22 protein-coding genes and 3 pseudogenes are annotated in these 24,386 nt (G+C 63.6%); 13 read left to right on the top strand and 12 right to left on the bottom strand.

Annotation, left to right across the window (positions count from 1 at the left end):
- Position 1 precedes the first annotated feature (1 nt).
- From RBRH_RS09245 to upp, 5 genes are all read right to left on the bottom strand, one after another.
- A complete protein-coding gene (locus tag RBRH_RS09245) occupies positions 2-850 on the bottom strand; it encodes a nicotinate-nucleotide adenylyltransferase (protein WP_013435942.1) in 849 nt (282 codons plus the stop codon).
- Complete coding sequence (gene hemF / locus RBRH_RS09240; RefSeq protein WP_013435941.1) at positions 766-1,761, bottom strand: oxygen-dependent coproporphyrinogen oxidase; 996 nt, start codon at positions 1,759-1,761, stop codon at positions 766-768. The genes RBRH_RS09245 and hemF overlap by 85 nt, the downstream gene beginning before the upstream one ends.
- A 6-nt stretch (positions 1,762-1,767) precedes the next feature.
- On the bottom strand, positions 1,768-3,042 hold the full coding sequence (purD, locus tag RBRH_RS09235; protein ID WP_041753737.1) for a phosphoribosylamine--glycine ligase: 1,275 nt from the start codon (positions 3,040-3,042) through the stop codon (positions 1,768-1,770).
- 41 nt (positions 3,043-3,083) lie between these two features.
- Positions 3,084-3,812 carry a YebC/PmpR family DNA-binding transcriptional regulator gene (locus RBRH_RS09230; RefSeq protein ID WP_041754408.1) on the bottom strand — a complete coding sequence of 243 codons (729 nt, stop codon included), beginning with the start codon at positions 3,810-3,812 and terminating at the stop codon, positions 3,084-3,086.
- A 362-nt stretch (positions 3,813-4,174) separates the two neighbouring features.
- A complete protein-coding gene (upp, locus tag RBRH_RS09225) occupies positions 4,175-4,825 on the bottom strand; it encodes a uracil phosphoribosyltransferase (protein ID WP_013435937.1) in 651 nt (216 codons plus the stop codon).
- Positions 4,826-5,076: 251 nt separating this feature from the next.
- Here upp and RBRH_RS09220 point away from each other — a divergent pair, with 251 nt between their 5' ends.
- Positions 5,077-5,856: an SDR family oxidoreductase gene (locus tag RBRH_RS09220; protein WP_041754407.1), complete on the top strand. Its 780-nt coding sequence runs from the start codon at positions 5,077-5,079 to the stop codon at positions 5,854-5,856.
- A 51-nt stretch (positions 5,857-5,907) separates the two neighbouring features.
- A pseudogene (locus RBRH_RS20265) lies at positions 5,908-6,038 on the top strand (methylglyoxal synthase); the annotation flags it as partial.
- On the opposite strand, the gene RBRH_RS09215 reads toward RBRH_RS20265, so the two are convergent.
- Positions 6,030-7,301, bottom strand: a complete 1,272-nt coding sequence (locus RBRH_RS09215) for an F-box protein (protein WP_370645084.1) — start codon at positions 7,299-7,301, stop codon at positions 6,030-6,032. The pseudogene RBRH_RS20265 and the gene RBRH_RS09215 overlap by 9 nt on opposite strands.
- A 428-nt stretch (positions 7,302-7,729) precedes the next feature.
- Here RBRH_RS09215 and RBRH_RS09210 point away from each other — a divergent pair, with 428 nt between their 5' ends.
- The 5 genes and pseudogenes from RBRH_RS09210 to RBRH_RS20260 all read left to right on the top strand — a co-directional run.
- Complete coding sequence (locus tag RBRH_RS09210; RefSeq protein WP_013435934.1) at positions 7,730-10,546, top strand: DUF4118 domain-containing protein; 2,817 nt, start codon at positions 7,730-7,732, stop codon at positions 10,544-10,546.
- Positions 10,543-11,241 carry a two-component system response regulator KdpE gene (gene kdpE / locus RBRH_RS09205; RefSeq protein ID WP_013435933.1) on the top strand — a complete coding sequence of 233 codons (699 nt, stop codon included), beginning with the start codon at positions 10,543-10,545 and terminating at the stop codon, positions 11,239-11,241. Before RBRH_RS09210 ends, kdpE begins: the two co-directional genes overlap by 4 nt.
- Positions 11,242-11,393: 152 nt before the next feature.
- Positions 11,394-11,714, top strand: coding sequence for a DMT family transporter (locus tag RBRH_RS09200; RefSeq protein ID WP_013435932.1), 321 nt, complete (start codon positions 11,394-11,396; stop codon positions 11,712-11,714).
- A 123-nt stretch (positions 11,715-11,837) separates the two neighbouring features.
- The gene (locus RBRH_RS09195) at positions 11,838-12,473 is read left to right on the top strand and encodes a DUF4126 domain-containing protein (RefSeq protein ID WP_049786474.1); all 636 of its coding nucleotides are present in this window, start codon (positions 11,838-11,840) and stop codon (positions 12,471-12,473) included.
- Positions 12,446-12,744: pseudogene (locus RBRH_RS20260) on the top strand (ABC transporter permease); the annotation flags it as partial. The gene RBRH_RS09195 and the pseudogene RBRH_RS20260, both read left to right, overlap by 28 nt.
- A gap of 8 nt (positions 12,745-12,752) precedes the next feature.
- Here the strand turns inward: RBRH_RS20260 and RBRH_RS09185 are convergent.
- The 6 genes from RBRH_RS09185 to RBRH_RS09155 form a co-directional block, all read right to left on the bottom strand.
- Positions 12,753-13,337, bottom strand: coding sequence for an LOG family protein (locus RBRH_RS09185; protein ID WP_041753735.1), 585 nt, complete (start codon positions 13,335-13,337; stop codon positions 12,753-12,755).
- Positions 13,337-14,092, bottom strand: a complete 756-nt coding sequence (locus RBRH_RS09180) for a TetR/AcrR family transcriptional regulator (RefSeq protein ID WP_041753734.1) — start codon at positions 14,090-14,092, stop codon at positions 13,337-13,339. The genes RBRH_RS09185 and RBRH_RS09180 overlap by 1 nt, the downstream gene beginning before the upstream one ends.
- 350 nt (positions 14,093-14,442) lie before the next feature.
- A complete protein-coding gene (locus tag RBRH_RS09170; protein WP_041753732.1) occupies positions 14,443-14,946 on the bottom strand; it encodes an RDD family protein in 504 nt (167 codons plus the stop codon).
- Positions 14,943-15,752 carry a DUF3106 domain-containing protein gene (locus RBRH_RS09165; RefSeq protein ID WP_013435926.1) on the bottom strand — a complete coding sequence of 270 codons (810 nt, stop codon included), beginning with the start codon at positions 15,750-15,752 and terminating at the stop codon, positions 14,943-14,945. The genes RBRH_RS09170 and RBRH_RS09165 overlap by 4 nt, the downstream gene beginning before the upstream one ends.
- Positions 15,753-15,776: 24 nt before the next feature.
- Complete coding sequence (locus RBRH_RS09160) at positions 15,777-16,202, bottom strand: DUF3619 family protein (protein ID WP_013435925.1); 426 nt, start codon at positions 16,200-16,202, stop codon at positions 15,777-15,779.
- The gene (locus RBRH_RS09155) at positions 16,199-16,762 is read right to left on the bottom strand and encodes an RNA polymerase sigma factor (protein WP_041753731.1); all 564 of its coding nucleotides are present in this window, start codon (positions 16,760-16,762) and stop codon (positions 16,199-16,201) included. Before RBRH_RS09155 ends, RBRH_RS09160 begins: the two co-directional genes overlap by 4 nt.
- A 323-nt stretch (positions 16,763-17,085) precedes the next feature.
- Between RBRH_RS09155 and RBRH_RS09150 the strand changes: the two genes are divergently transcribed.
- From RBRH_RS09150 to RBRH_RS09125, 6 genes and pseudogenes are all read left to right on the top strand, one after another.
- Positions 17,086-18,855, top strand: coding sequence for an acetolactate synthase 3 catalytic subunit (locus RBRH_RS09150; protein ID WP_013435923.1), 1,770 nt, complete (start codon positions 17,086-17,088; stop codon positions 18,853-18,855).
- A gap of 129 nt (positions 18,856-18,984) precedes the next feature.
- Positions 18,985-19,476 (top strand): acetolactate synthase small subunit, encoded by a 492-nt coding sequence (ilvN, locus tag RBRH_RS09145; protein ID WP_013435922.1) that lies wholly within the window; start codon positions 18,985-18,987, stop codon positions 19,474-19,476.
- Positions 19,477-19,565: 89 nt separating this feature from the next.
- On the top strand, positions 19,566-20,582 hold the full coding sequence (ilvC, locus tag RBRH_RS09140) for a ketol-acid reductoisomerase (protein WP_013435921.1): 1,017 nt from the start codon (positions 19,566-19,568) through the stop codon (positions 20,580-20,582).
- 156 nt (positions 20,583-20,738) lie between these two features.
- Entirely contained in the window at positions 20,739-21,377 is a 639-nt protein-coding gene (locus tag RBRH_RS09135; protein WP_041753730.1) for a phosphatidylserine decarboxylase, read from the top strand.
- 19 nt (positions 21,378-21,396) lie between these two features.
- Positions 21,397-22,248, top strand: a pseudogene (gene pssA, locus RBRH_RS09130) (CDP-diacylglycerol--serine O-phosphatidyltransferase); the annotation flags it as partial.
- A 427-nt stretch (positions 22,249-22,675) separates the two neighbouring features.
- Complete coding sequence (locus RBRH_RS09125) at positions 22,676-24,220, top strand: 2-isopropylmalate synthase (protein ID WP_041754403.1); 1,545 nt, start codon at positions 22,676-22,678, stop codon at positions 24,218-24,220.
- Positions 24,221-24,386 lie beyond the last annotated feature (166 nt).

Raw genomic sequence — 24,386 nt, 5'->3', positions numbered from 1 at the left:
TTTATGTCTGATACAAATGATGTTGACGGATGTACTGCCAGACCGCGTCCGGCACGCTGGCGACTTTCTCGAGGTGGCCACACGAGCGTTCGCGCAGCAACCGCCGCACGTCCGTGGCCGAGACGTCCAGCGACAGCGTGGTATCGATCAGGACATGGCCGTGGGTCGTCGCACGCAGCGTGTCGGCCGATGCGCTGCGGCGCCCAATTTCGTCAAGCACCGTGGCATCCGCTTGCGAGAGGTCGAACCCGGGACGCGTTGCGACACCGAGATGGGCGAATTCGAATAGTCGGCGCCAGTTTTTCCACGTATGCAGGCGGACCAGTTGGTCGGCCCCGATCAATAGTGTCAACGACGCCGCCGCGCCGTGACGCGCTCGCCATGCGGCCAGCGTCTCAGTCGTGTACGTCGGGCCGGGATGATCGATTTCATCGGTCGCGACAGCTACCCGCGTGGCGGGCAGCGCCAGCGACGCCGCCGCCAGGTGGGTCATCGCGAGCCGGTGACGCGCGCACGATACGCCGCTCTTTTGCCACGGTTGCCCCGCTGGCAACAGCACGAGTTCGGTCAACCCGAGCCATTGGGCAAACCGGCGCGCGAGCGCCAGGTGGCCGACGTGGATTGGGTCGAACGTGCCGCCCAGGATGCCGATCCGCGTGGGCAGGAGCGGCGCGGTGGACGCGTCGATGGTGTCCGGCGATGATGGGTTCGGCGAACTCAGGTCTGCGTCCTTAAGCAAGGCGATCGGGAGGCGGCCGTCGCGGTTCAGATCCAGTCGCGCACGACCAGGAAATCGCGGTACAGCCGGGCTTCGGGCGAGCCGACGTCCGGATGCCAATCGTAGCGCCATTTCGCCACCGGGGGCATCGACATCATAATGGATTCGGTGCGCCCGCCACTTTGCAGGCCGAACAGCGTGCCGCGGTCGAAGACGAGATTGAACTCGACGTAGCGGCCGCGCCGGTAGGCCTGGAAATCTCGTTCGCGCTCACCATAAGGTATTGCGCGCCGCCGCTCGATGATCGGCAAATAGGCGGTGAGCAGGCTATCCCCGACGTTGCGCGTCATCTCAAAGCCGCGCGCGAAGCCCAGCTCCGCTATGTCATCGTAAAAAATGCCGCCAATGCCGCGTGGCTCCCCACGGTGCTTCAAGTAAAAGTACTCGTCACACCACCGCTTGAAGCGCGGATACAAGTCGTCGCCAAACGGAGCCAGCGCGTCGCGGCAGGTCAAATGGAAATGCTGCGCGTCCTCCTCGAATCCGTAGTACGGCGTCAGGTCCATGCCGCCACCGTACCAGAACACCGGCGCTTCATTCGGATGGGTTGCGACGAATAGCCGCACATTCATGTGCACGGTCGGGCAATAGGGATTGCGCGGATGGAGCACCAGCGACACCCCCATCGCCTCGAAGCCGCGCCCGGCCAGTTGTGGGCGGGTGGCGCTGGCCGACGGCGGCAATGCGGCGCCGCTCACGTGCGAGAAGCCGACCACGCCGCGCTCAAAGCATTCGCCGTCCTCGATCACGCGCGAGCAGCCGTCTCCTTGCAGCGTGTCACTCGGCTCACGGCGCCACGTATGCGTGTCGAATGGCTTGCCGTCGAGTTGGCCTAGCGTCTCGGCGATATGGTGCTGCAGCGCGAGCAAATAGTCGCGCACCGGTGCCAGATCGCCGAGCCCGCAGTCGGTGGTGCTGCGCGCCGGCGCGTGGGCCAAAGCCGGATCGGAGGACGGGGAGGCAGGGTCGAACGGACGGCTCATTGCGGATCAGTGCTTTCGGTTCAGGGCGCGGTGACCGATGTCGCGGCGATACTGCATGCCATCGAAGTGGATATGATGGATCGTCTCATAGGCGATCGACTGCGCCTCGCGCACTGAATCGGCCAACCCGACCACGCACAGCACGCGTCCGCCCGAGGTAACTAGCTTGCCATCGACCAGCGCGGTACCCGCGTGGAAGGTGACGGCAGTTTCGGTCTGCGCCGGAATGCTATCGATGCGGTCCCCCTTGCGCGGCGCGTCCGGATAATGGTGCGCTGCGAGCACGACGCCCAGCGCCGTGCGCCGGTCCCATTCGAGTTCGACGGTGTCCAGTGTGCCGGCGAGCGCGTGCTCGATGACACGCGCGAAGTCGCCCTTGAGCCGCGCCATGATCGGCTGCGTCTCCGGATCGCCCATCCGGCAATTGAACTCGAGCGTCTTCGGGTTACCCTGTGCGTCGATCATCAACCCGGCATACAGGAAGCCAGTATAGCGCAGGCCCTCGTGTTCCATGCCGCGCACGGTCGGCAGGATGATCTCGCGCATCACACGCGCATGCAATTGTGGCGTGACGATCGGCGCTGGCGAGTAGGCCCCCATGCCGCCGGTGTTCGGACCTTGGTCGCCGTCGAGCAACCGCTTATGATCCTGGCTCGACGCCAGCGCGAGCACATGCTTGCCATCGACCATCACGATGAAGCTGGCTTCTTCGCCTTGCAGGTATTCCTCGATGACCACGCGCGCGCCCGCGTCGCCGAGCTTGTTATCGGCGAGCATCATTTCGATCGCGCGGTGCGCTTCATCCAACGTTTGCGCTACCACCACGCCCTTGCCGGCCGCGAGCCCGTCTGCCTTGATCACAATCGGCGCGCCCTGTGCGTCGACGTACGCGTGTGCCGCCGCCGCGTCGGAAAACGTCTCGTATTCGGCGCTCGGAATGCCGTGGCGCTTCATGAACGCCTTGGCGAAGTCCTTCGAGCTTTCAAGCTGCGCTGCTTCGCGGCTCGGCCCGAAGATCTTCAGGCCGCGCGAGCGGAACAGATTGACGATGCCCGCCGCGAGTGGCGCCTCGGGCCCGACCACGGTGAATGCGATCTGCTCGCGCTCGGCGAAGTCGGCCAGTGCGTGCAGATCAGTGATATCGACATTGTGCAGGCGCTCCTGCAGCGCCGTGCCACCATTGCCCGGCGCCACGTAGACTGCGGTGACGCGCGGCGATTGCGCGAGCTTCCACCCGAGTGCGTGTTCGCGACCGCCGGAGCCGACGACCAATACCTTCATGGAAATCCTCGAAAGAGCCAACAAATTTTCTGCGCGAGCCGTTACTGATCGGCAATGACCGCGTTCGTGTAAACCTCCTGCACATCGTCGAGGTTTTCCAGCGCATCGAGCAGCTTTTGCATTTTGACTGCGTCGTCGCCGGTGAACTCCACCTCGGTTTGCGGCTTCATCGTGACCTCGGCGAGTTCCGCCTTGAAGCCCGCGGCCTCAAGCGCAGCTTTGACCTGCGCGAAGTCGTTTGGCGCGCACAATACCTCGATGCTGCCGTCGTCATTGGTCGTTACGTCATCGGCGCCGGCCTCGAGCGCCGCCTCCATCAGTTTGTCCTCCGGCGTGCCGGGTGCGAACAGGAACTGGCCGACATGGTCGAACAGGAACGCGACCGAGCCGTCGGTGCCCAGGTTGCCGCCGTGTTTGGAGAACGCATGGCGCACTTCGGCGACGGTACGCGTGCGATTGTCGGTCATCGTGTCGACGATGATCGCCGCACCGCCGATGCCATAACCCTCGTAGCGGATTTCCTCGTAGTTCGCGCCTTCGACGCCGCCCACGCCGCGCTGGATCGCGCGATTGACATTGTCCTTTGGCATGTTGGCGTCCGTTGCCTTGTCGATCGCCAGCCGCAGGCGCGGGTTTGATCCGGCATCGCCGCCGCCCAGCCGCGCCGCCACGGTAATTTCCTTGATCAACCGCGTCCAGACCTTGCCACGCTTGGCATCCGCCGCGGCTTTCTTATGTTTGATGTTGGCCCATTTCGAGTGACCAGCCATGATGGTTTCTCCGACCGCGCACGCAACGCGCGTATCATTCATTCAAATATCGATGTGTCGTGGCGAAGGCCCTGGCGCGCGGTGCCATCGGAGCGACGCGCGTGCTGCTGTCCGCCGTGCGTGCGTCTCGCTCGCGCGCGAGAAACGCCACGGCAGGGGCGTTCGACGGAAAAGCGCAATTTTAGCATGCCAACTCCGCTCGCAAGCCGCGCGACCGCGGTGTAAGTTTCCGACCCCATAAAGTGATCCGCCCCCGGTCGGTCCTCCGGCGCTGCTCCCAACACGTCCTCCGGCTCCGCTCCCGCCCGTCCGCCTGCCTGCTCCGCTTCCTGCCCACCCGTCGGCCCGGGCCGCGGGCGTCCCTAGTTCTTGGTGCCGAACAGCCGGTCGCCCGCGTCGCCCAGGCCCGGCACGATGTACGCGTGCTCGTCCAAGTGCGAGTCCAGCGCCGCGACATACAACTTCACGTCCGGGTGCGCGTTTGTGAATACTTGCACCCCTTCAGGCGCTGCGACAAGGGCGAGAAACAGAATATTGGCGCCCCGCACGCCGCGGCGCTTCAGCACATCAACCGCGTGCGCCGCCGAGTAGCCGGTCGCTACCATCGGGTCGCACAGGATGAACGTGCGCTCCTCCAGGTCGGGCAGCCGCACCAGGTATTCGACCGGACGATGGTCGTCTGCCCGGTACACGCCGATATGGCCAACGCGTGCCGACGGAATCAACTCCAGCAGCCCATCGGACATGCCCACGCCGGCGCGCAGCACCGGCACGATCGCCAGTTTGCGTCCGGCAATCACCGGTGCATCGATTTCGACCAGCGGCGTGGCGATGCGGCGCGTGGTCAGCGGCAGATCGCGGGTAATCTCATAGCCCATCAGCAGCGTGATTTCTCGCAGCAACTCGCGGAAGGTGCGCGTGGAGGTATCCCGGTCGCGCATGTGCGAGAGCTTGTGCTGGATCAACGGGTGATCGTGGATGAAGAGGTTTGGGAATCGGCTGTCCTGTCTCATGGCGGCGGCGGGAGGGTAGTGTGGTGCGGACGACGGCGAAGCGTCAAACTAATCCAGTTTACTCAAATATAGGCGCAAGCCCCAACGTGATCGTCAATGTGGCAGTGCGCGTGAACGCGATGCAGCCGATTCCAATACAATCGGCGCTTGGCGGCAAACGCGGGGCGCGGCCGCGCGTGGCTGCGCCATCCGGCGGTATCGCCGCACGGGGCGGGGCGGTCAGCGGGCCGCCATCAGATGAGGAGCTATCGATGGATCTGGGCATCGCCGGACGCACCGCGCTGGTTTGCGCGGCTAGCAAGGGGCTGGGGCGCGGCTGCGCACAAGCGCTGGCCGCTGAGGGGGTAGACTTGGTGATCGTGGCGCGCACTGCCGACACGCTGCAGGCCACCGCACAGGCGATTCGCGCGAGCACGGGCGTGAGCGTGAGCGCGATCGCCTGCGATATCACCACCGAGGCGGGCCGGGCCGCCGCGCTCGCCGCATGCCCGCAGCCGGACATCCTGGTCAACAACGCAGGCGGCCCGCCGCCCGGCGACTTTCGCGATTTTACGCATGAGGACTGGATTCGTGCGCTGGAAGCCAACATGCTCACCCCGATCGAGCTGATCAAGGCGACGATTGACGGCATGATCGCGCGCGGCTTTGGGCGCATTGTTAATATCACCAGTTCGTCGGTTAAGGCGCCGATCGACGTGCTGGGCTTGTCCAACGGCGCACGCGCCGGGTTGACCGGCTTCGTGGCCGGCGTAGCCCGCAAGGTGGCGCAGCACAACGTGACGATCAATAATTTGCTGCCGGGCCAGTTCGCGACAGACCGCCTGCTGCATACGCTAGATGCGCAGGCCGCCGCGCAGGGCATCGACCCGGTCGCATTTCGGCGCCAGCGGGAGAAGGCGGTGCCGGCCGGCCGCTTCGGCGACAGCGCGGAGTTCGGCGCGGCCTGCGCCTTCCTGTGCAGCGCGCATGCGTCGTATATCACCGGCCAAAACCTGTTAATCGACGGCGGCGCATACCCTGGCACGTTCTGACGCGTGCGCCTCGCCGATCCCGTTCGAAGCATCCACAAAAGGACAGCGCCCATGACCACCCGTATCGCGTTGATCGCGCACGATCACAAGAAAGACGACATCGTCACGTTGTGTGGCGAATAGAGGTGCACGTGCTCAGCCGCTGCGAGCTTGTGGCAACGGGCACGACCGGCTCATCGATCTTGCTGCCCTAGCGTCATCTCGGCGTGGTCGTCAGCGTCGATGATGCGTGCGATCGCGGCGCGTGCCGCGCTGCGTTCATCGGCGCGCAGGAACGCGATCTGGTTGAGTGCATGCTGGATGACATTTGAGGCCGGCCCGCTCGCGTTGGGCGGTAGCAGCATGACTGCCTTATGCCAGGCCGCTGCTCGCGTGTCGACGTGCAACGCCGGGACGGTTTCCAGCAGCGTCTGTGCGGCGTCAATAGGGTACTGCGACGGCCAGCGCTCGATCATCGCGTACAGGGAATACAGCTGTGCCGGTTGCAGCTCCGCCGGGAACATCGGCAATGCCCGGAGCAGCCCGAGCCACGCTTCGGCCATCGCCGGTTGCGGCAGCGACATCGCGATCTGTCGAATCTGGCCATACTCCGCGATACTTGTCTGACGGCCCAACGCCGGCAGTGCGACACACAGTGCCGCCGTTGCCTTGCCCTGGTCGGACGGTGGAAGGCTCAACAGCGCGTGCCGCAGCGTACGGTACCATTGCGTGGCTTGATGCAGCGTCGCTGCGTCGCGTACATTGAATCCGTACACGAATGCCGGCAACTGGATCGCGAGCGTACTGATCAGCGCCGCCCGCTCGGTCGTGTCAAGCTGCGGGATCCATGCGACGAGTTCATCGTATCGCTGGATGAACCGTTCGCGCGGCAGCACGTGCAATTGCGATGCGAGGGCGACTCCATAGCGCGACGATATCGAATGGCGCTGCCACACCTGCGCGTAACAAAATTCGTACGCGTTGGCGCGAACACTTGGGTTCAGGTATTTCAACGTGTTAATCACTGTCCTACTGATCGCATAACCTCCGGCAGGCAATTGCGCAGCAGCGGTGAATACCGATTCGAAGGCTGCTGCTTGATCGCGTTCGGGAAAGTTGTTGCGCAGCAGTTGCGTCAACAGGGTCAAGATCGGGAAGATGCGCAGCCCAGGCTGCTCGACGATGTCATGCTCGATCTGTGCCAGTAGCGCACGTACGCCGGCGGCGTCGACTACAGTTTTGGCGTGATGGGCATAGCGCTTGGAGAGAAGCTGCTCGCGTAGTACGGCATGGGTGTGTCGCTCGACCATCGACAGGTGGCAAAGATCGCGGGTGTCCAGATAGCGGCCGATTTGGACGATCAACTCGTCGGGCAAGTCGCAATAGCCGGCTGCTCGCGTGCCTGCCGCACCGGCGCGGGGCTGCAGGTATCGATGAGCCAGCAACGCTGGCCTGGGCTCGGGCATCGGTTGATGCTGTCGTTCCTCTCGTGTCACGGATAAAGCGGCTTCGAGGGCCGCGACCGGAACGTTTGCATCGGTGTCCATTTATCTCTCCTAGTATTGGCCAGTCGCGATGGGCTCGCGGGGGGCCGCGGGGGCCATCTATAACGGTGAGCCTTGATTCAACCGCAACGGCCGCCGCGCGTGTCTGTCGCCGTCGATAAGCAGACGGGACTTGACGGATGAAGCGAGCATACTAGCCATATTGTGAGCGTACACTGACATGATTTGGCGCCGCCTGTTTCACATTGGATGCGTTTTGAGCACGCGCGCGCCATGCAGCCACGCTTGTGCTGGGTCGGCTTCGCGCGAAAGATCGTTTACGGTGCTCAGGCTCGGGCATACTGGAGCCCGCACGCAGGCGCGGCCTGCCTTGGACTTTCAATACGTGAATGGAACGCCCCGATCCTGACGAATTGCTCGACAAGTTGCAACGCGAGGAGGAAAAAAAACAGCGCGGCAAGCTGAAAATTTTTTTTGGCGCGTCGGCGGGCGTGGGTAAGACGTTCGCGATGCTGCAGGCGGCACGGCGATGCCGCGACGAAGGCGTTGACGTCGTGGTCGGCGTGGCGGAAACCCATGGACGCAGGGAAACCTTGGCGCTGCTCGATGGATTGCCGTCGATTCCCGCTGCCCGTTATCCGTATCGCGGCAAGGTGCTGCCGGAATTCGATCTGAACGCGGCGCTAGCACGCAGGCCGCAGTTGATCCTGGTCGATGAGCTTGCGCATTCGAACGTGCCCGGCGCACGCCACTTGAAGCGTTGGCAGGATGTGCAGGAACTGCTGGATGCCGGGATCGACGTCTACACGACGCTCAACGTTCAGCATCTTGAAAGCCTAAACGATGTGATTGGCCAGATCACTGGCATTCGCGTATGGGAAACGATCCCGGACCGAATATTCGATCTGGCCGACGAGGTCACGCTGGTGGATCTGCCTGCGGACGAGCTGCTCGCGCGCTTGCGCGACGGCAAGGTCTATCTGCCACAGCAGGCAGAGCACGCGGTCCGCCATTTCTTTCGCAAGGGCAACCTGATCGCGTTGCGGGAGCTGGCGTTGCGACGCACCGCGGATCGGGTGGATGCGCAGATGCGCGAGTATCGCGCGGATCAGTCGATCGAGCGCGTCTGGCACGCGCGCGAGCGGATCATCGCGTGCGTCGGCCCGGGCTCGGAGAGTGCGACGCTGGTGCGCGCAGCCGCGCGGCTCGCGGCGAGCTTGAAGGCGGATTGGCTGGCGGTCTATGTCGAGACGCCGACGCTGCAACGGCTGCCGGACACCGTCCGAAAGCGCACTCTCGATGCGTTGAAGTTGGCCGCCGAGCTAGGCGCCGAGACAGTGACGCTAGATGGGCCCGACGCGGCCCGTACGCTGCTGGCTTATGCGAGGATGCGCAACGTATCTAGGCTCGTCGCCGGTGTGCCGCGCACGCGACGCTGGCTTGCCCCGTCGGTCGGCGAGCGGTTGCTGCAATCGGCGTCCGACATCGACGTGACGCTGGTGGGCGCCGGCCGCGCGCACCAGCGGCGTGGCGCACGCGGCGACGTGCGCAGCTTCGCGTCGTTGCTGGGTGACGAGCGCCGCTCGAAGCTGCGTTACTACGCGTATGCGGCGGCGATCAGTGCCGGCATCACGGTGGTGGCGACCGAGTTGCTGCACCGGATCGATCTGGCGAACCTGGCCATGCTATACCTGCTCGGTGTGATCTTTGCTGCCGCGAGGCTGGGGCGTGGTCCGGGCGTACTGATATCGTTTCTCAGCGTCGCGTCGTTCGACTTTTTCTTCGTGCCGCCGCGTATATCGCTGTCGGTGTCCGACACGCAATACCTATTGACGTTCGCCGTGATGCTGCTCACGTCGCTGACGATCAGCCATCTGACGTCGAGCCTGCGCCGGCAGGCGCGTATCGCGACGCTGCGCGAGCGGCGCACCAGCGCGATGTACGCGATGACGCGTGAGCTGGGTGCCGCGCTTGCCACCGACCAGATCATCGAGATCGGCATGCGGCATGTCGCAGAAGTGTTCCAGGCGCGCGTGGCGATCTTGTTGCCGGACAGCCACGACAAAGTCAGGCAGAAGGTCGAGGAGCCGGATCCGGCAATCATGCTGCAGCCGCCGGCACTCGATACCGATATCGCGCAATGGGTCTATGACCAGCAAAAGCCCGCCGGGCAGAGCACCGATACGTTGCCGGCCGCCGACGCGCTCTATCTGCCGCTGAAGGCGCCAATGCGCACGCGCGGTGTGCTGGCACTGGTGGTGTCGCGCTTTGAGGACCTGGCCGTGCCCGAGCAGCGTCGCATGATCGATACGTTTGCTGCACAGATCGCACTCGCGCTGGAGCGCGTGCACTACGTCGAGATCGCGCAGGACGCGTTGGTCAGCATGGAGTCCGAGCGGCTGCGCAACTCGCTGTTATCGGCCATTTCGCACGACTTGCGCACGCCGCTGACGGCCATCGTCGGCTTTGCGTCGATGCTCGCCGAGCAGCAAAGCGGTGGTGCGCCGCCTCGGCCGCAGGCCGAGCGCGACCTGATTGAGGCGATCCACGAGGAAGCGCTGCGCATGACGCGCTTGGTGACCAACTTGTTGGATATGGCCCGGCTGCAGGCCGGCGCGGTCCGGCTCAATCGCCAGTGGTTGATGCTCGAGGAAATGGTGGGCGCCGCACTCGCCGCATGCCGCCGGAGCCTGGCCGCCCATCCGGTGCACACGCGCGTGCCGGCCGAGCTGCCGCTGCTGCGGCTCGATCCGGTGCTGATGGAGCATTTGTTCGCCAACTTGTTCGAGAATGCGGCGAAGTACACGCCGACCGGCGCGCCACTGTCGATTGATGCGGGTGTGGTCGAGGACGGCGCGCGCCGCTATGTCAAAGTGGCGATCGAGGATAGCGGCCCCGGCCTGCCGCCGGGCATGCAAGCGCGCGTGTTCGACAAGTTTACGCGCGGCGAAAAGGAATCGGCTAAACCCGGCATTGGCCTCGGGTTGGCGATCTGTCGGGCCATCGTCGATGCTCACGGCGGTCGAATCGGCGCGGAAAACCGCGTCGATGTGCAAGGCCGCGTGCTGGGGGCGCGCTTCTGGTTCATGTTGCCGGCCGATGAGGTACCGCCAGGCAGCGGCGAAGTGCTGGATGAGGCGCAGGAACAGGATGCCGATGCGGCGCGCAGTGGGCATGTGGTTAGCGAAATCACGCCGAAATCATGAGTGAGCCGAACGTGACGATTGTCCTGATCGAGGACGAAAAGCAAATCCGTCGTTTCGTGGGTACTTCGCTGCAAGCGCAGGGCATGACAGTATTCGACGCGGACACGGGCCGACAGGGGCTGGTCGAGGCCGCCACGCGCCGGGCGGACCTGGTAATCGTGGACCTAGGCTTGCCCGATACCGACGGCCTGGACGTGATCCGCGAATTGCGCGGATGGACCGATCTGCCGATTATTGTGTTATCCGCACGCAGCCAGGAAGAGCAGAAAGTGGCCGCGTTGGATGCAGGGGCGGACGACTACCTGACCAAGCCGTTCGGCGTGTCAGAGCTGCTGGCGCGGATCCGCGCGCAGTTGCGCCGGCGCAATCGCGGCGGCCAGGACGACATGCCGCAAGTCCAGTTCGGCGGCATCGTCGTGGACTTGAGCGCACGCCGCGTGACCCGGAATGGCGAGGTGGTGCATTTGACGCCGATCGAATACCGGCTGCTGGTCACGCTGGTGCGCCATGCCGGCCGCGTGCTGACGCACCGCCAGCTGCTGCGCGACGTCTGGGGGCCGTCACATGTGGAGAGCCATCATTACTTGCGCATCTACATGGGGCATCTGCGACAGAAGCTGGAGCGCGATCCTGCGCAGCCCGAGCATATCGTGACCGAAACGGGTGTTGGATACCGGCTCGCCGGCGTACAGTAGCGGCCTCGCCTGATGCGGCGCTGTGTTGCAGCACAGCCACGCTCGGCAGCGCGCACGGCACTTTGATAGAATCGACGCAACCTGTTGTGCGGGACGGCCCGCGCGCTACGGTTCGTATCGGGGACGACCCCATTTCGTCAAGGTGGTAGCCGATGGCGTGGATTTTTCTTGTGATTGCGGGCCTGCTCGAAGTCGCATGGGCCGCCGGCCTGAAGAGCTCGGATGGCTTTTCTCGGCCTGGCTGGTCGATCTTCACAATGGTGACGGCGCTGGCCAGCTTCGGTTTGCTGGCGCTGGCGATGAAACAGTTGCCACTAGGCACAGCGTATGCGGTGTGGACCGGCATCGGCGCGCTGGGCGCGTTTGTGTTCGGCATCGTGATGATGGGTGAGGCGCTGACGCCGGCCCGAGCGGGCAGTGCAGTACTGATCCTGGCCGGGTTGATTGGCTTGAAGCTCACATCTGGCCATTGAGCCAGCCGGCGCACGCGCGGCAACTGTCGCTATAATGGTTTTAGGTTTATTCAACACTGACGCTTGCGGCGCGCGCTGCACTGGCCCTTGCCGGTGTGCGCGGGGGCGCGCAAGGAGGCGGGAATGCTCTACGCCCTTTCTCTGGCAACCGGGCTTGCGTGGGCAAGCGGACTGCGCTTGTACCTGACGGTTCTGTTGACCGGCCTGCTCGCGTCGTTCGACGTCGTGCGTCTTCCCGATGCGTTATCGCTACTGGATTCGCCATGGATCATCGGCGCCGCAGTGCTGTTTGCGATCGCCGAATTCCTGGCCGACAAGGTGCCTGCGGTCGACTCGCTATGGGACGCACTGCACACGCTGATTCGCATCCCGGCTGGCGCGATGCTCGCTTATGGCGCGGCCGGCTATGCCGATCCGCGCGTCTTGGCGGCGGCGGCGTTGGCCGGCGCGGCGATCGCCGGCACCGCGCATCTGGTCAAGGCCGGCGCCCGCGCGTTAATTAATCTCGCGCAGCAGCCGCCATCGACCTGGGTCGTGTCGCTTGTGGAGGACACGATTGCCGTCGCCGGGCTGTTGCTCGCGTTGTTCATGCCGGGGCTGTTCCTGCTGTGCATGCTGGTGTTCCTGGCGCTTGCCGCGTATGCGTTGCCGCCGTTGTGGCACGGCGTGCAGCTTGGCTTTCGCGGCATGGCGACGGACATGGTGCCGGTGCGCCGTCAGTTCGCGCCGTTGGTGGCACGCGCGACGCGCGGCAAATGATTGGCGCCGATTTCGTCGTGCGGGCAGACTATCCTGTTGAGCCGCTATTCGCGTCGCCCGCTCGCTCGGCCTCGCCACGGCCCGTACCACGATCTTCCTCAGTATGGTCAGCCGCGCGATGGCTGCTTCTGCCAGCGCAGCACGCCACGTCGACACCGACGCGCCGGTTTCCCGGCTGGCGGCGCTCAAGGCAGTGTCGTCTGGGTATCCGTTGCGTGACAGGGTGCGGATCATCCGCCCGCCGGGCACGCCGCGTCCGCCGCGACCCGCCCCATGCGGCTAGACCGCTTCGCGCTTCTCCGACCACTTGTCGCCGACCGGCGGGACGTAGCGTTGCAGCTTGTCGAGCAACGCGTCGGCGTCTGACTCCACCTGGAGCAGCCCAATGTAGTCGTGCCGCATGAAACCCTCATTGGCGGTGTGGCGCAGCATTGCCAGCAGTGGATCGTAATAGCCGGCGACGTTGAGCAGACCGATCGGCTTTTGGTGATAGCCAAGTTGCGACCACGTGTAGACCTCGAACAACTCCTCGAACGTGCCGGCGCCGCCAGGGAGCGCGACGAACGCATTGCTCAGGTCAGCCATCATTTTCTTGCGCTCGTGCATGTTCGCGACAACGTGCAACTCGGACAAGCCGCGATGACCGACTTCCTTGTCGATCAACAGCTGCGGGATCACGCCGATCGCATGGCCTTGCGCTTGCAGCACGGCATCCGCGATCTCGCCCATCAAGCCGACGTGGCCTCCGCCATAGATCAGTGTGAGGCCCGCTTGCGCGAGCGCGCGACCGAACGCCTGCGCCGCCTGCCGGTATTCGTCCCGACGGCCGATAGCGGAGCCACAATATACGCACACCGAACTCATCATCGCGCCCCCTTCGGGCGTTGCGTCTCGGCCTTGCCCGCGTCGGACTGTGCCTCGCCCCTGCCATCGCGCGGCGGCAGGTAGGCGGTGAATTCGCGCATCGGCAACCGGCCGGATACCAGGTCATCGAACAATTGGCGTGAACGTCCGCGCAGATAAGGGGCCATCAGCGATACGATGTGCAGGCTCGCCTGGTGCAATTCGGCCTGGATCGCCTCCTGGTCGTTGTACTTGCGCGGGTTCATCACGAACTGGTACGACAGCCAATAGGTCGAGATCACGCCAATGTTGGTCGAGATTACGCTGATCTCCTGGGGCGTTGCTTCCATCTCGCCATCGGCGATCAATTGCTCGCACAACTGGCGCGCGAAATTGACTTTGTGCGTGATGATCTGCTTGAAGTGCGTCTCCAATGTGCGGTTGCGCGCCAGCAAATCATTCAGGTCCCGATAGAGGAACCGGTACGTCCACAGAAAATCCGCCATGTATGCCAGATAGGCCCACATCTCATCGATGGTCGGACGATGGTCATCGGGAAAGCGTAGTCGCTTGCTGATCTCTTGCTCGAACTGAGCGAAGATGCTGTTGATGATGTCGTCCTTGTTGCGGAAATGGTAGTACAGGTTTCCCGGGCTGATTTCCATTTCCTCGGCGATCGTCGTCGTCGTGACGTTCGGCTCGCCGATCTCATTGAAGAGTCGCAACGACAGTTCGAGGATTCGGTCGCGGGTGCGACGGGGCGGTTTCGATTCCATGGCGTCGGCTCTGTGCGCCGGAAACTCCGGCTGGTGGGCTCGCACGGGCGAGATCGCCGGATTATAAACTGCCGTCCTCGCACTGAGGCGTAGGTTTTATTGTATCAGACAGATTGATAGGTTTAGCAGACCTATGTAATAGATTCAGTGGAACCCTGCAGAAGTGCGAGCGCTGAGAGCGGCGGGTCGGCGCGCCATGATCGGTCCGTTTCAGCGGCGCCCGGCAGCGGCCCGCCAGGCCGGGAGCGTTCAATATCGTGCAACAGGAAGCGGTATCGATGTGTGCCGGAGCCGTCATCGGCGTTGGCAACAGGCGGCGCGTTTGACGCGACAATCACAAGACGTTCTTATTACGGGGCAGCGACAATGCGGGTGCCAGCCAGCCGGTCATGCAACCATTGCCGATCCGGATCCAGCCATTGCGTGCTGGCCCATAGCGCCATCCACGCGAACAGCGCGAGCAGTGTGTGCGGCACCGACCCACCGAACATCGAATGGAGCGCCAGCGGCGGTAGGAACCATAGCCAGGCAAGCACGTAGCGCAGCATCGCGCGCCCCATCCCGAGCGGTGCGAGCGTATGGTCGACGAGCCGTAGTCGCCAAGTTTTCATTGGCAATGTCTGGCCGCCATGGGTCCAAAACCAGATGAAATACGCGCCGACGACGAGAACGATCCAGCCGGCCAACAGATTGTGATACGTCAATCCATTGCGTTGCTGGGTCAGCGTGCTGAATAGGTAGCCGGCAATGAAGACGACGCCAAACAGGATCACGCCTTCGTAGACCGCGCACAGCAGGCGGTGCCACAGCGATGGGGCGCGGCTATGACGCAGGTGTTCACGCGGCGGATTCACTGCGCGTGATCGTTGAAGAACCACGGCACCGACTGCGCCGGCTTTTCCGGCTCGGTTGGTGAGCCAGCGGCTGGGGGCGATGTCGACGCAGCGGCCGACGCCGACGGTGTTGGATTGACGCCGGGTGGTGTGCCCGGGACGCCTGTTGCCGCACTTGCCGACGCGCCGGCACGTGGCGCGGCCGCGGCGGCATCGGCGCGTTCGCGCGAGCGCTCAAGCTTGCCCAAGTCCTTGATTTCACGCTTACCGCTCGGCGGCGCGCTAACTACGGTCGGGCGCCGTGCTTTCTCGGCGGCCGCCAGCTTGCGCTTCAATTCGTCGGGCAATTGCTGATAGGCGCTCCACGCCTTCTCGCGTGCTTGTACGGAGAGTTCCTTGGACAACTGGTAGTTTTCACGCGCGACGCGCCGCTGCTCCGGCGTCATGCGGATCCACTCGGCCATGCGTTGATGCAGTCGCTGCTGCTCTTCTATGCGCATTTTCGGATATCTGGCTGCGATTTTCAGCCATTTGCGCTKGCGCTCGTCGCTGAAATGATCCCATTGGGGGGCCAGCGGCGCTAGCGCGTCGCGCTGCGCTGCGGTAAGGCGGGCCCAGGACAGTGGGTTAATCGCATGGGCTGTCATGTCGGCAGCGGCGTGGCCTGTCACTGCTGCCACGCCGCTGCCGACTGGCGCTGGCGCGGCGTCAGACGGCGACGCGCGGGACGACGATGCCGGGTGAAAGCGCGGATAGGTTGCCACGAATGCGACAAGCGCAGCCATCACACCCGCATAAACCACAGCCCAATCGCGCTTGTTGCTCATCCGACATTGCTCCTGGTTGGCGTGTCAGTGCCCACGCGACAGATACGCGTGAAAGCCATGGTCCACGTAGGCGGACAGCGGCAACTCGTCGCTGAGCATGGCTGCGTCGATGGCGGCGATGTCGGCTAGGTGCTGCTGGTTTTCCCAGTAGCGGATCGCGGCGAGCCCGCACACCAGCGCCAGTAGCGGCCAGACCAGGGCCAGGCGGCTCCAGCGGGCGCGCTTGTGCGCGCCGCCGGCGCGCGTCGTCGGCATGTTGCCGGCGCCGGCTAGCGCCGGCACGTATACCGGCCGCGTGCGGGTATCGGGTTTCTTTCTCGCCAGCGCTACCTGTCGCGCGGCCGCCAACCGGTCAGTTGTCGCGCGCGGCAGGCGCGCCGCGCGCTCGTCGAGCGCTCGGCGCACTTTCAGTGCGAATTCGATTTCTTTTGTTTCCGGTGCGAAGCTCATAGTGTGATTCCTTTCGCCTTCAACGCGGCAGCCAGCGCGTGCGTGGCCCGCGAGCAATGGGTCTTGACGCTGCCCTCCGAGCAGCCCATCGCGGCGGCGGTTTCGGCGACATCCATATCTTCCCAATAACGCATTAGAAACGCTTCGCGTTGACGCGCGGGCAGTTTTTGGATTTCCTCGTCAATCAGCGCGAGCACCTGCTCCCGCTCGAGCCGCTCGGCGCTGTTCTCGGCCGCGGTCGCATTGTCCGAGGCTTCGTAGGTTTCCAGCACGTCGAACTCGTCGTCATCGCCGTTGCCCAGTGACGAAAACAGGCTGACCCACGTGTTGCGCACCTTCTGGCGGCGAAAGAAATCGTTGGTCGCGTTTTGCAGGATGCGCTGGAACAGCAGCGGCAGTTCGGCCGCAGGCCGCTCGCCGTATTTCTCGGCGAGCTTGATCATGGCGTCCTGGACGACGTCCAGCGCGGCATCGTCATCGCGCACCGCATACGCGACATGCTTGAATGCGCGCCTTTCGACGCCCGCCAGGAAATCGGCGAGTTCCTTGTCTGATGCCATCCGTGTGGAATTCGGCGCGGCAGGCGACGCGCGGAAAGTGAATTGCTGGCTAGCCCGCGCCCTCGGGGCGCACCAACACAACAAAAACGTCAAAACCCGCGGATGCTAGCAAAAAACAGGGCCCTGTGGGAAGCTAGCATCTTTTGCTTGACCCTTATTATGCGACCCGATATGGTTATAGATTCGCAATACGCTGTGATTGTCTCATTGAGGCGATGCTCACGAAGCTCGCTTTTTCTTTAAGACGCGCCGCTTGAACCCGTGCCACAAGCCCGGCAGAGAGCCCCCGATCAATTTTTTGCCGAAAATTCGAAAGGTGAACGATGAATATGCCAAGCGCGGAATGCCCCACGTCGGATATCTCCCCTGTTGCTGGAACCGAAACCGGTTCGATCGGCGCGACCGTGCTAATGCGCGCGCTCGCTGATGAAAATGTCGAATTCATCTGGGGATATCCGGGCGGCTCGGTACTCTACATCTACGACGAACTGTACAAGCAGGACAAGATTCAGCACGTGCTGGTGCGCCACGAGCAAGCCGCGGTGCACGCCGCGGACGCCTACGCGCGCTCTACCGGCAACGTCGGCGTGTGCCTAGTGACCTCCGGGCCGGGTGTAACGAACGCGGTGACCGGCATCGCCACCGCGTACATGGACTCGATTCCGCTGGTGATTATCAGCGGCCAGGTGCCGACGGCGGCAATCGGCCAGGACGCGTTTCAGGAATGTGACACGGTCGGGATCACGCGGCCGTGTGTGAAGCACAACTTTCTTGTGAAGGACGTGCACGAACTCGCCGCGACGGTCAAAAAGGCGTTCTACATTGCCCAAAGCGGCCGTCCCGGGCCGGTGCTGATCGACATTCCGAAGGATGTGTCGAAGGCGCCGTGCCACTACGAGCCGATCAAGCACATCGCGCTGCGCTCGTACAACCCGGTCACGAAGGGCCATTCGGGCCAGATCCGCAAGGCGGTCGCATTGCTGCTGTCCGCAAAGCGCCCGTACATCTATACCGGCGGGGGAATCATCCTGGCCGAGGCCTCGCGCGAGTTGAACCAGTTCGCGGACCTGCTCGGCTACCCGGTCACCAACACGCTGATGGGCCTGGGTGGCTATCGCGCGACGGATCGCAAATTCCTCGGTATGCTCGGCATGCACGGCACGTACGAGGCCAACATGGCGATGCAGCACTGTGACGTGCTGATCGCGATCGGTGCCCGCTTCGACGACCGCGTCATCGGCGACCCTGCGCATTTCGCGAGTGCGCCGCGCAAGATCATCCATATCGATATCGACCCCTCGTCGATCTCCAAGCGAGTGAAGGTTGACATCCCGATCGTGGGCGACGTAAAGGAAGTGCTCAAGGAATTGATCGAGCAATTGCAAGCCGCACCGCACGGCCCGGACGGCGCTGCGTTGGACGCGTGGTGGCAGCAGATCGAGCAGTGGCGCGCCCGCGATTGCTTGAAGTACGACCGCGACAGCGAGATCATCAAGCCGCAGTACGTCGTCGAGAAGCTTCACGAGCTGACCGGCGGTAACGCGTTCGTGTGCTCGGACGTCGGTCAACACCAGATGTGGGCGGCGCAGTTTTACCGCTTCGACAAACCGCGCCGCTGGATCAATTCCGGGGGGCTCGGGACGATGGGCTTCGGTCTGCCGGCCGCGATGGGCGTGAAGATGGCGCATCCGGACGCTGACGTGGTGTGCATCACTGGCGAGGGCTCGATCCAAATGTGCATTCAAGAGCTGTCCACGTGCAAGCAGTATGAAACGCCGATCAAGATCGTGTCGCTGAACAACCGCTACCTGGGCATGGTCCGGCAGTGGCAGCAACTCGAGTACAACAGGCGCTATTCGCATTCGTACATGGACGCGCTACCGGACTTCGTGAAGCTTGCCCAAGCGTATGGCCATGTCGGCCTGCGCATCGAGCGCAGGGCGGACGTTGAACCGGCGTTGAAAGAGGCATTGCGGCTTAAGGATCGTACCGTGTTTCTCGATTTCCAGACCGACCCGACCGAGAACGTCTGGCCAATGGTTCAGGCCGGCAAGGGCATCACCGAGATGTTGCTTGGCGCAGAGGACCTCTGACGAAGCGCGCGTCGGTGCGCGCGCAGGCGGTGCTGCACGCGTTGCCACACGCGACGAGCGACGAGCGACGCGCAGCGTGCCGCGGGCGGTGCCGGGCGCAGGGACATCGAAACTGGAAAGAGAAACGAGATGCGACACATTATTTCCGTGCTGCTGGAGAATGAACCCGGTGCGTTATCGCGCGTGGTCGGCCTGTTCTCGGCGCGTGGCTACAACATTGAAACCTTGACCGTTGCGCCGACCGAGGACCGCTCGCTGTCGCGCATGACGATCGTGACGATTGGCTCGAACGACGTGATCGAACAGATCACGAAGCATTTGAACCGCCTGATCGAGGTGGTGAAGGTGGTCGACCTGACCGAGGGCGCCCACATCGAGCGCGAGTTGATGTTGATTAAGGTGCGGGCGGTCGGCAAGGAAAGGGAGGAGATGAAGCGGATGTCGGATATCTTCCGCGGCCGCATCATCGACGTCACCGAGAAGACCTACACGATCGAGTTGACCGGGGCGAGTGACAAGCTCGACGCGTTCATCGACGGGATCGATGCCACGGCGGTCCTGGAGACGGTACGCACCGGCGGTTCGGGCATCGGCCGCGGCGAGCGGATCCTGAAGGTCTGACCTGCTGACCTGTCTGGTGCCGCGGCAAGCGGCGTGGCACCGGGGACAATGGACTCTGAATTGAAGCGACAATACGCGAAGGAAATCACATGAAAGTTTATTACGATAAGGACGCCGATCTCTCGTTGATCAAGAACAAGCAAGTCACGATCATCGGCTACGGCTCGCAAGGCCACGCGCACGCGCTGAACTTGCGCGACAGCGGTGTAGATGTGACGGTGGGACTGCGTCGCGGCGGCGCGTCGTGGGCGAAGGCTGAGACCGCTGGCTTGACCGTGAAGGAAGTGGCCGAAGCGGTGAAGGGTGCCGACATCGTGATGATTCTGCTGCCGGACGAGCAAATCGCCGACGTCTACAAGCGCGACGTGCATGAACACATCAAGCAAGGCGCGGCGCTCGCGTTCGCGCATGGCTTCAACGTGCACTATGGCCAAGTGGTACCGCGTGCCGACCTCGACGTGATCATGATCGCACCGAAGGCGCCGGGCCATACGGTGCGCGGGACCTACACGCAGGGTGGCGGCGTGCCGCATCTAGTCGCGGTCGCGCAGAACACGTCGGGCGCGGCGCGCGACATCGCGCTGTCGTACGCGGTGGCCAACGGTGGTGGCCGTGCGGGCATCATCGAGACGAATTTCCGTGAGGAAACCGAGACCGACTTGTTCGGCGAGCAGGCCGTGCTGTGCGGCGGCACGGTCGAGCTGATCAAGGCCGGCTTCGAGACGCTGGTCGAGGCAGGCTACGCGCCCGAGATGGCGTACTTCGAATGTCTGCACGAGTTGAAGCTGATCGTCGACCTGATCTATGAAGGCGGCATTGCGAACATGAACTACTCGATCTCGAACAACGCCGAGTACGGTGAATATGTGACCGGCCCGCGCGTGATCACCGACGAGACGAAGAAGGTGATGAAGGATATGTTGCGTGATATCCAGACCGGCGAGTACGCGAAAAGCTTCATCCTCGAGAACCGCGCCGGCGCGCCGACGTTGCAATCGCGGCGGCGCCTGACGGCCGAGCACCCGATCGAGACAGTGGGCGCGAAGCTGCGTGCGATGATGCCGTGGATCGCGAAGAACAAGCTGGTCGACCAGTCGAAGAACTGATCTCGCGCGCTTGTACCACGCGCGTGCCATCGCGCGTTTGAGCCGCCCGAGGCGCTATGCCCGGGCGGCTTTTCTTTATTAGCGCGCAGGCCGCGCGCCGCGACAGGCGGCCGGGGTTTGTTATCCTTCTATTTTCTTGGAACTAGCGTTGCCTATATGACTTATCCTCACCCGATCATTGCCCGCGAAGGCTGGCCCTTCATCGCTGTCGCGTTCGTCGTGACGCTACTGATCCATGCATTCGTGGGCTTCGGCTGGGCGTGGCCTTTTTGGCTGCTGACACTGTTCGTCGTGCAGTTCTTTCGCGATCCGCAGCGGCCGGTGCCGCAACAGCCCAATGCCGTGTTGTGCCCGGCCGACGGACGGATCGTCGCGGTTGAGACGGCGCACGATCCGTACGTGAACCGCGACGCGCTGAAGATCAGTGTGTTCATGAACGTGTTCAACGTTCATTCGCAACGCTCGCCGGTTGACGGTGCGGTGACCCAGGTCGAGTATTTCCCCGGCGCCTACCTGAACGCCGCAATCGACAAGGCGTCGCTGGAGAACGAGCGCAACGCAATCGTGCTGCAGACCGCGGACAATCACCTCGTCACCTCGGTGCAGGTGGCCGGATTGATCGCTCGGCGCATCCTGTGCTACGTGCGCACTGGCGAGCCGCTTGCCCGCGGCCAGCGCTATGGCTTCATCCGCTTTGGCTCGCGCGTGGACGTCTATCTGCCGTTGGGCAGCAAGCCGCGGGTGTCGATCGGCGAGAAGGTGCAGGCGTCGGCGACGATCCTGGCCGAGCTTTGAGCGACGCAAGGAGGGCTTGATGGCTGGTTTTAAACCGCGACGCCCGCGTGCGGGCGGGCCGCGTCTGGCGCGGCCGTTCCAGCGCAACCGCACGGTGCAGGAGCAGATCGCGCGGCGCAGCTTGCGGGCCGAGCGCCAACAATTGCTGCGCAAGCGCAGCGTCTACCTGCTGCCCAATGCGTTCACAACCGCTGCATTGTTCTGTGGTTTCTTCGCCGTGGTGCAGGCGATGAACGTGCGCTTCGAGATCGCCGCGATCGCGATCTTCGTCGCAATGGTGCTGGATGGCATGGACGGCCGCGTGGCGCGCATGACGCATACGCAAAGTGCGTTCGGCGAACAGTTCGATAGCTTGTCGGACATGGTGTCGTTTGGTGTCGCGCCGGCGCTGGTGATGTACGAGTGGGTGCTAAAAGATCTAGGCCGCTGGGGGTGGCTTGCCGCATTCGTCTATTGCGCTGGCGCCGCGCTGCGCCTGGCACGCTTCAATACGAACATCGGCGTGGTCGACAAGCGCTATTTTCAGGGCCTGCCGAGTCCGGCCGCTGCCGCGCTGGTGGCCGGCTTCGTATGGCTGGCCACCGATAACCGGGTGCCGCTCAAGCTCGGCTGGCTGCCGTGGGTTGCATTCGGCCTGACGATCTACGCGGGCGTCACGATGGTCTCCAATGCGCCGTTCTACAGCGGCAAGGCGCTCGACGTCCGGCATCGGGTGCCGTTTGCGGCGATCCTGCTGGTCGTGGTCGCATTTGTGCTCGTGTCGTCCGATCCGCCGCTGATGCTGTTTGGCCTGTTCGTGGTGTACGGTTTGTCCGGCTATGTGTTGTGGATGTGGCGTGCGATGTCGCGCAAGCCTAATCCGGTCGCGTCGGGTACTGCCAAGCCGGCTGCCCACGAGCACGTCACGGACAAGGAGCCGGATAGGGCGCGCGCGGCGGAAAGATCCGCCACGAGCGAGCGCATCGCGGACAAGGGGAGCGACAACGAACACTGCGCGAACAAAGACAACGAGCACCGCGCGGACAAGCGGCCATAGTCGCCGGCTATTGGCGCGATGACACGGTCAGGTCGCATTGCACGTTGGCCTGATTGACGCTATAGTTGGCCGAATGTATATGGCTGCATGGCTTCTACCATCCCTACCGGCTGGCGCGCTATCCCACGCGCCGGCGTTGGCGCGTCTATCGCGCTGAATCGATCCCGCCCCCGCTTTGTCTCGCCTGTTCGCGCCGGCGTCACCTGCGGTGGCGCCGATGATGTTGCCGCTTGCCCCCACTGATTCGAGCCCGGAGACTGACATGGCAGACAAGTTGATCATATTCGATACGACGTTGCGTGATGGCGAGCAATCGCCGGGCGCGTCGATGACGAAGGAGGAGAAGATCCGCATTGCGCGACAGCTCGAGCGCATGAAGGTAGATGTGATTGAGGCGGGCTTCGCGGCCAGTTCAAACGGGGATTTCGACGCAATTCAGGCGATCGCCTCGCAAGTCAAGGACAGCGTGATCTGCTCGCTGGCGCGCGCCAACGACCAGGATATCGCGCGTGCGGCCGACGCGCTCAAGCCGGCGGGGCGGTTCAGGATCCATACATTCATCGCGACCTCGGCGCTGCATATGGAAAAGAAACTGCGCATGACGCCGGAGCAAGTGTACAAGCAGGCGCGGCTGGCAGTGCGTTTTGCCCGGCAATTCACGGACGACATCGAGTTTTCGCCGGAGGACGGCAGCCGCTCGGACATGGATTTCCTGTGCCGGGTGCTGGAGGCGGTAATCGCGGAGGGTGCCACCACAATCAACATTCCGGATACCGTTGGCTATGCGGTGCCGGACGGATATGCGGCACTGATCCGGCAGATTCGCGAACGGGTACCAAACTCAGACAAGGCGGTATTCTCGGTGCACTGCCACAATGATTTGGGCATGGCGGTGGCGAACTCGCTGGCGGCGGTGAAGCTAGGCGGCGCGCGGCAGATTGAGTGCACGGTGAACGGGCTTGGCGAGCGGGCCGGGAACACGTCGCTGGAGGAAGTGGTGATGGCGGTGAAGACGCGCCGTGACTACTTTGGGCTGGAGGTGGGCATCGACACGACGCAGATCGTGCCGGCCTCGAAGCTGGTGTCGCAGACGACGGGCTTTGTGGTGCAGCCGAACAAGGCGGTGGTGGGTGCCAACGCGTTTGCACACGCGTCGGGGATTCATCAGGACGGGGTGCTCAAGGCACGAGACACGTACGAGATTATGCGCGCGGAAGACGTGGGCTGGAGCGCAAACAAGATCGTGCTCGGCAAACTGTCGGGCCGCAACGCGTTCAAGCAGCGGCTGCAGGAATTGGGCGTGGCGCTGGACAGCGAGGCGGAACTGAACGCCGCGTTCGCGCGCTTCAAGGAACTGGCTGATCGCAAGACGGAGATCTTCGACGAGGATATCTTGTCGATCGTTAGCGAGGAGGCCAATGCCGCGCATGGTCACGAGACCTATCGGTTCGTGTCGTTGTCGCAGCGTTCGGAAACCGGCGAGCAGCCGCACGCGATGGTGGTGTTCTGCATTGACGGTAGTGAGACGACCGGCGAGGCGCACGGCAACGGTCCGGTCGATGCGACGTTGCATGCGATCGAGTCACGGGTCAATAGTGGTGCGGAATTGATACTGTATTCGGTCAACGCGATCACAACCGGCACGCAGGCGCAAGGCGAGGTGACCGTGCGGCTGTCGAAGGCGGGGCGTATCGTCAATGGCGTTGGCACCGACCTAGACATCGTCGCTGCATCGGCAAAGGCCTATATTGCGGCGTTGAACAAGCTTGATCCGAACGCCGAAAAGCTCAATCCGCAGCACTCGTAGCGGTGTGGCCGCACGCCGCCATCCGTGCCGCGCGTCGCACGCCGTCATCTGTACCATGCGTCACACGTCGCCATCTGTGGCACGCGGCGCGTGGCGCTGGCCGTGTCGTGCGGCACTGCTTGTCAGGGCGCGGGCGCCTGGACAGGCACCGTCGTGCGCCGCCAAC

The organism is Mycetohabitans rhizoxinica HKI 454 (assembly GCF_000198775.1).
In the GTDB taxonomy this organism is placed as follows: domain Bacteria; phylum Pseudomonadota; class Gammaproteobacteria; order Burkholderiales; family Burkholderiaceae; genus Mycetohabitans; species Mycetohabitans rhizoxinica.
Note: the sequence above shows the minus strand (reverse complement) of the source record. Positions and strands in the feature narration are given on the sequence as shown.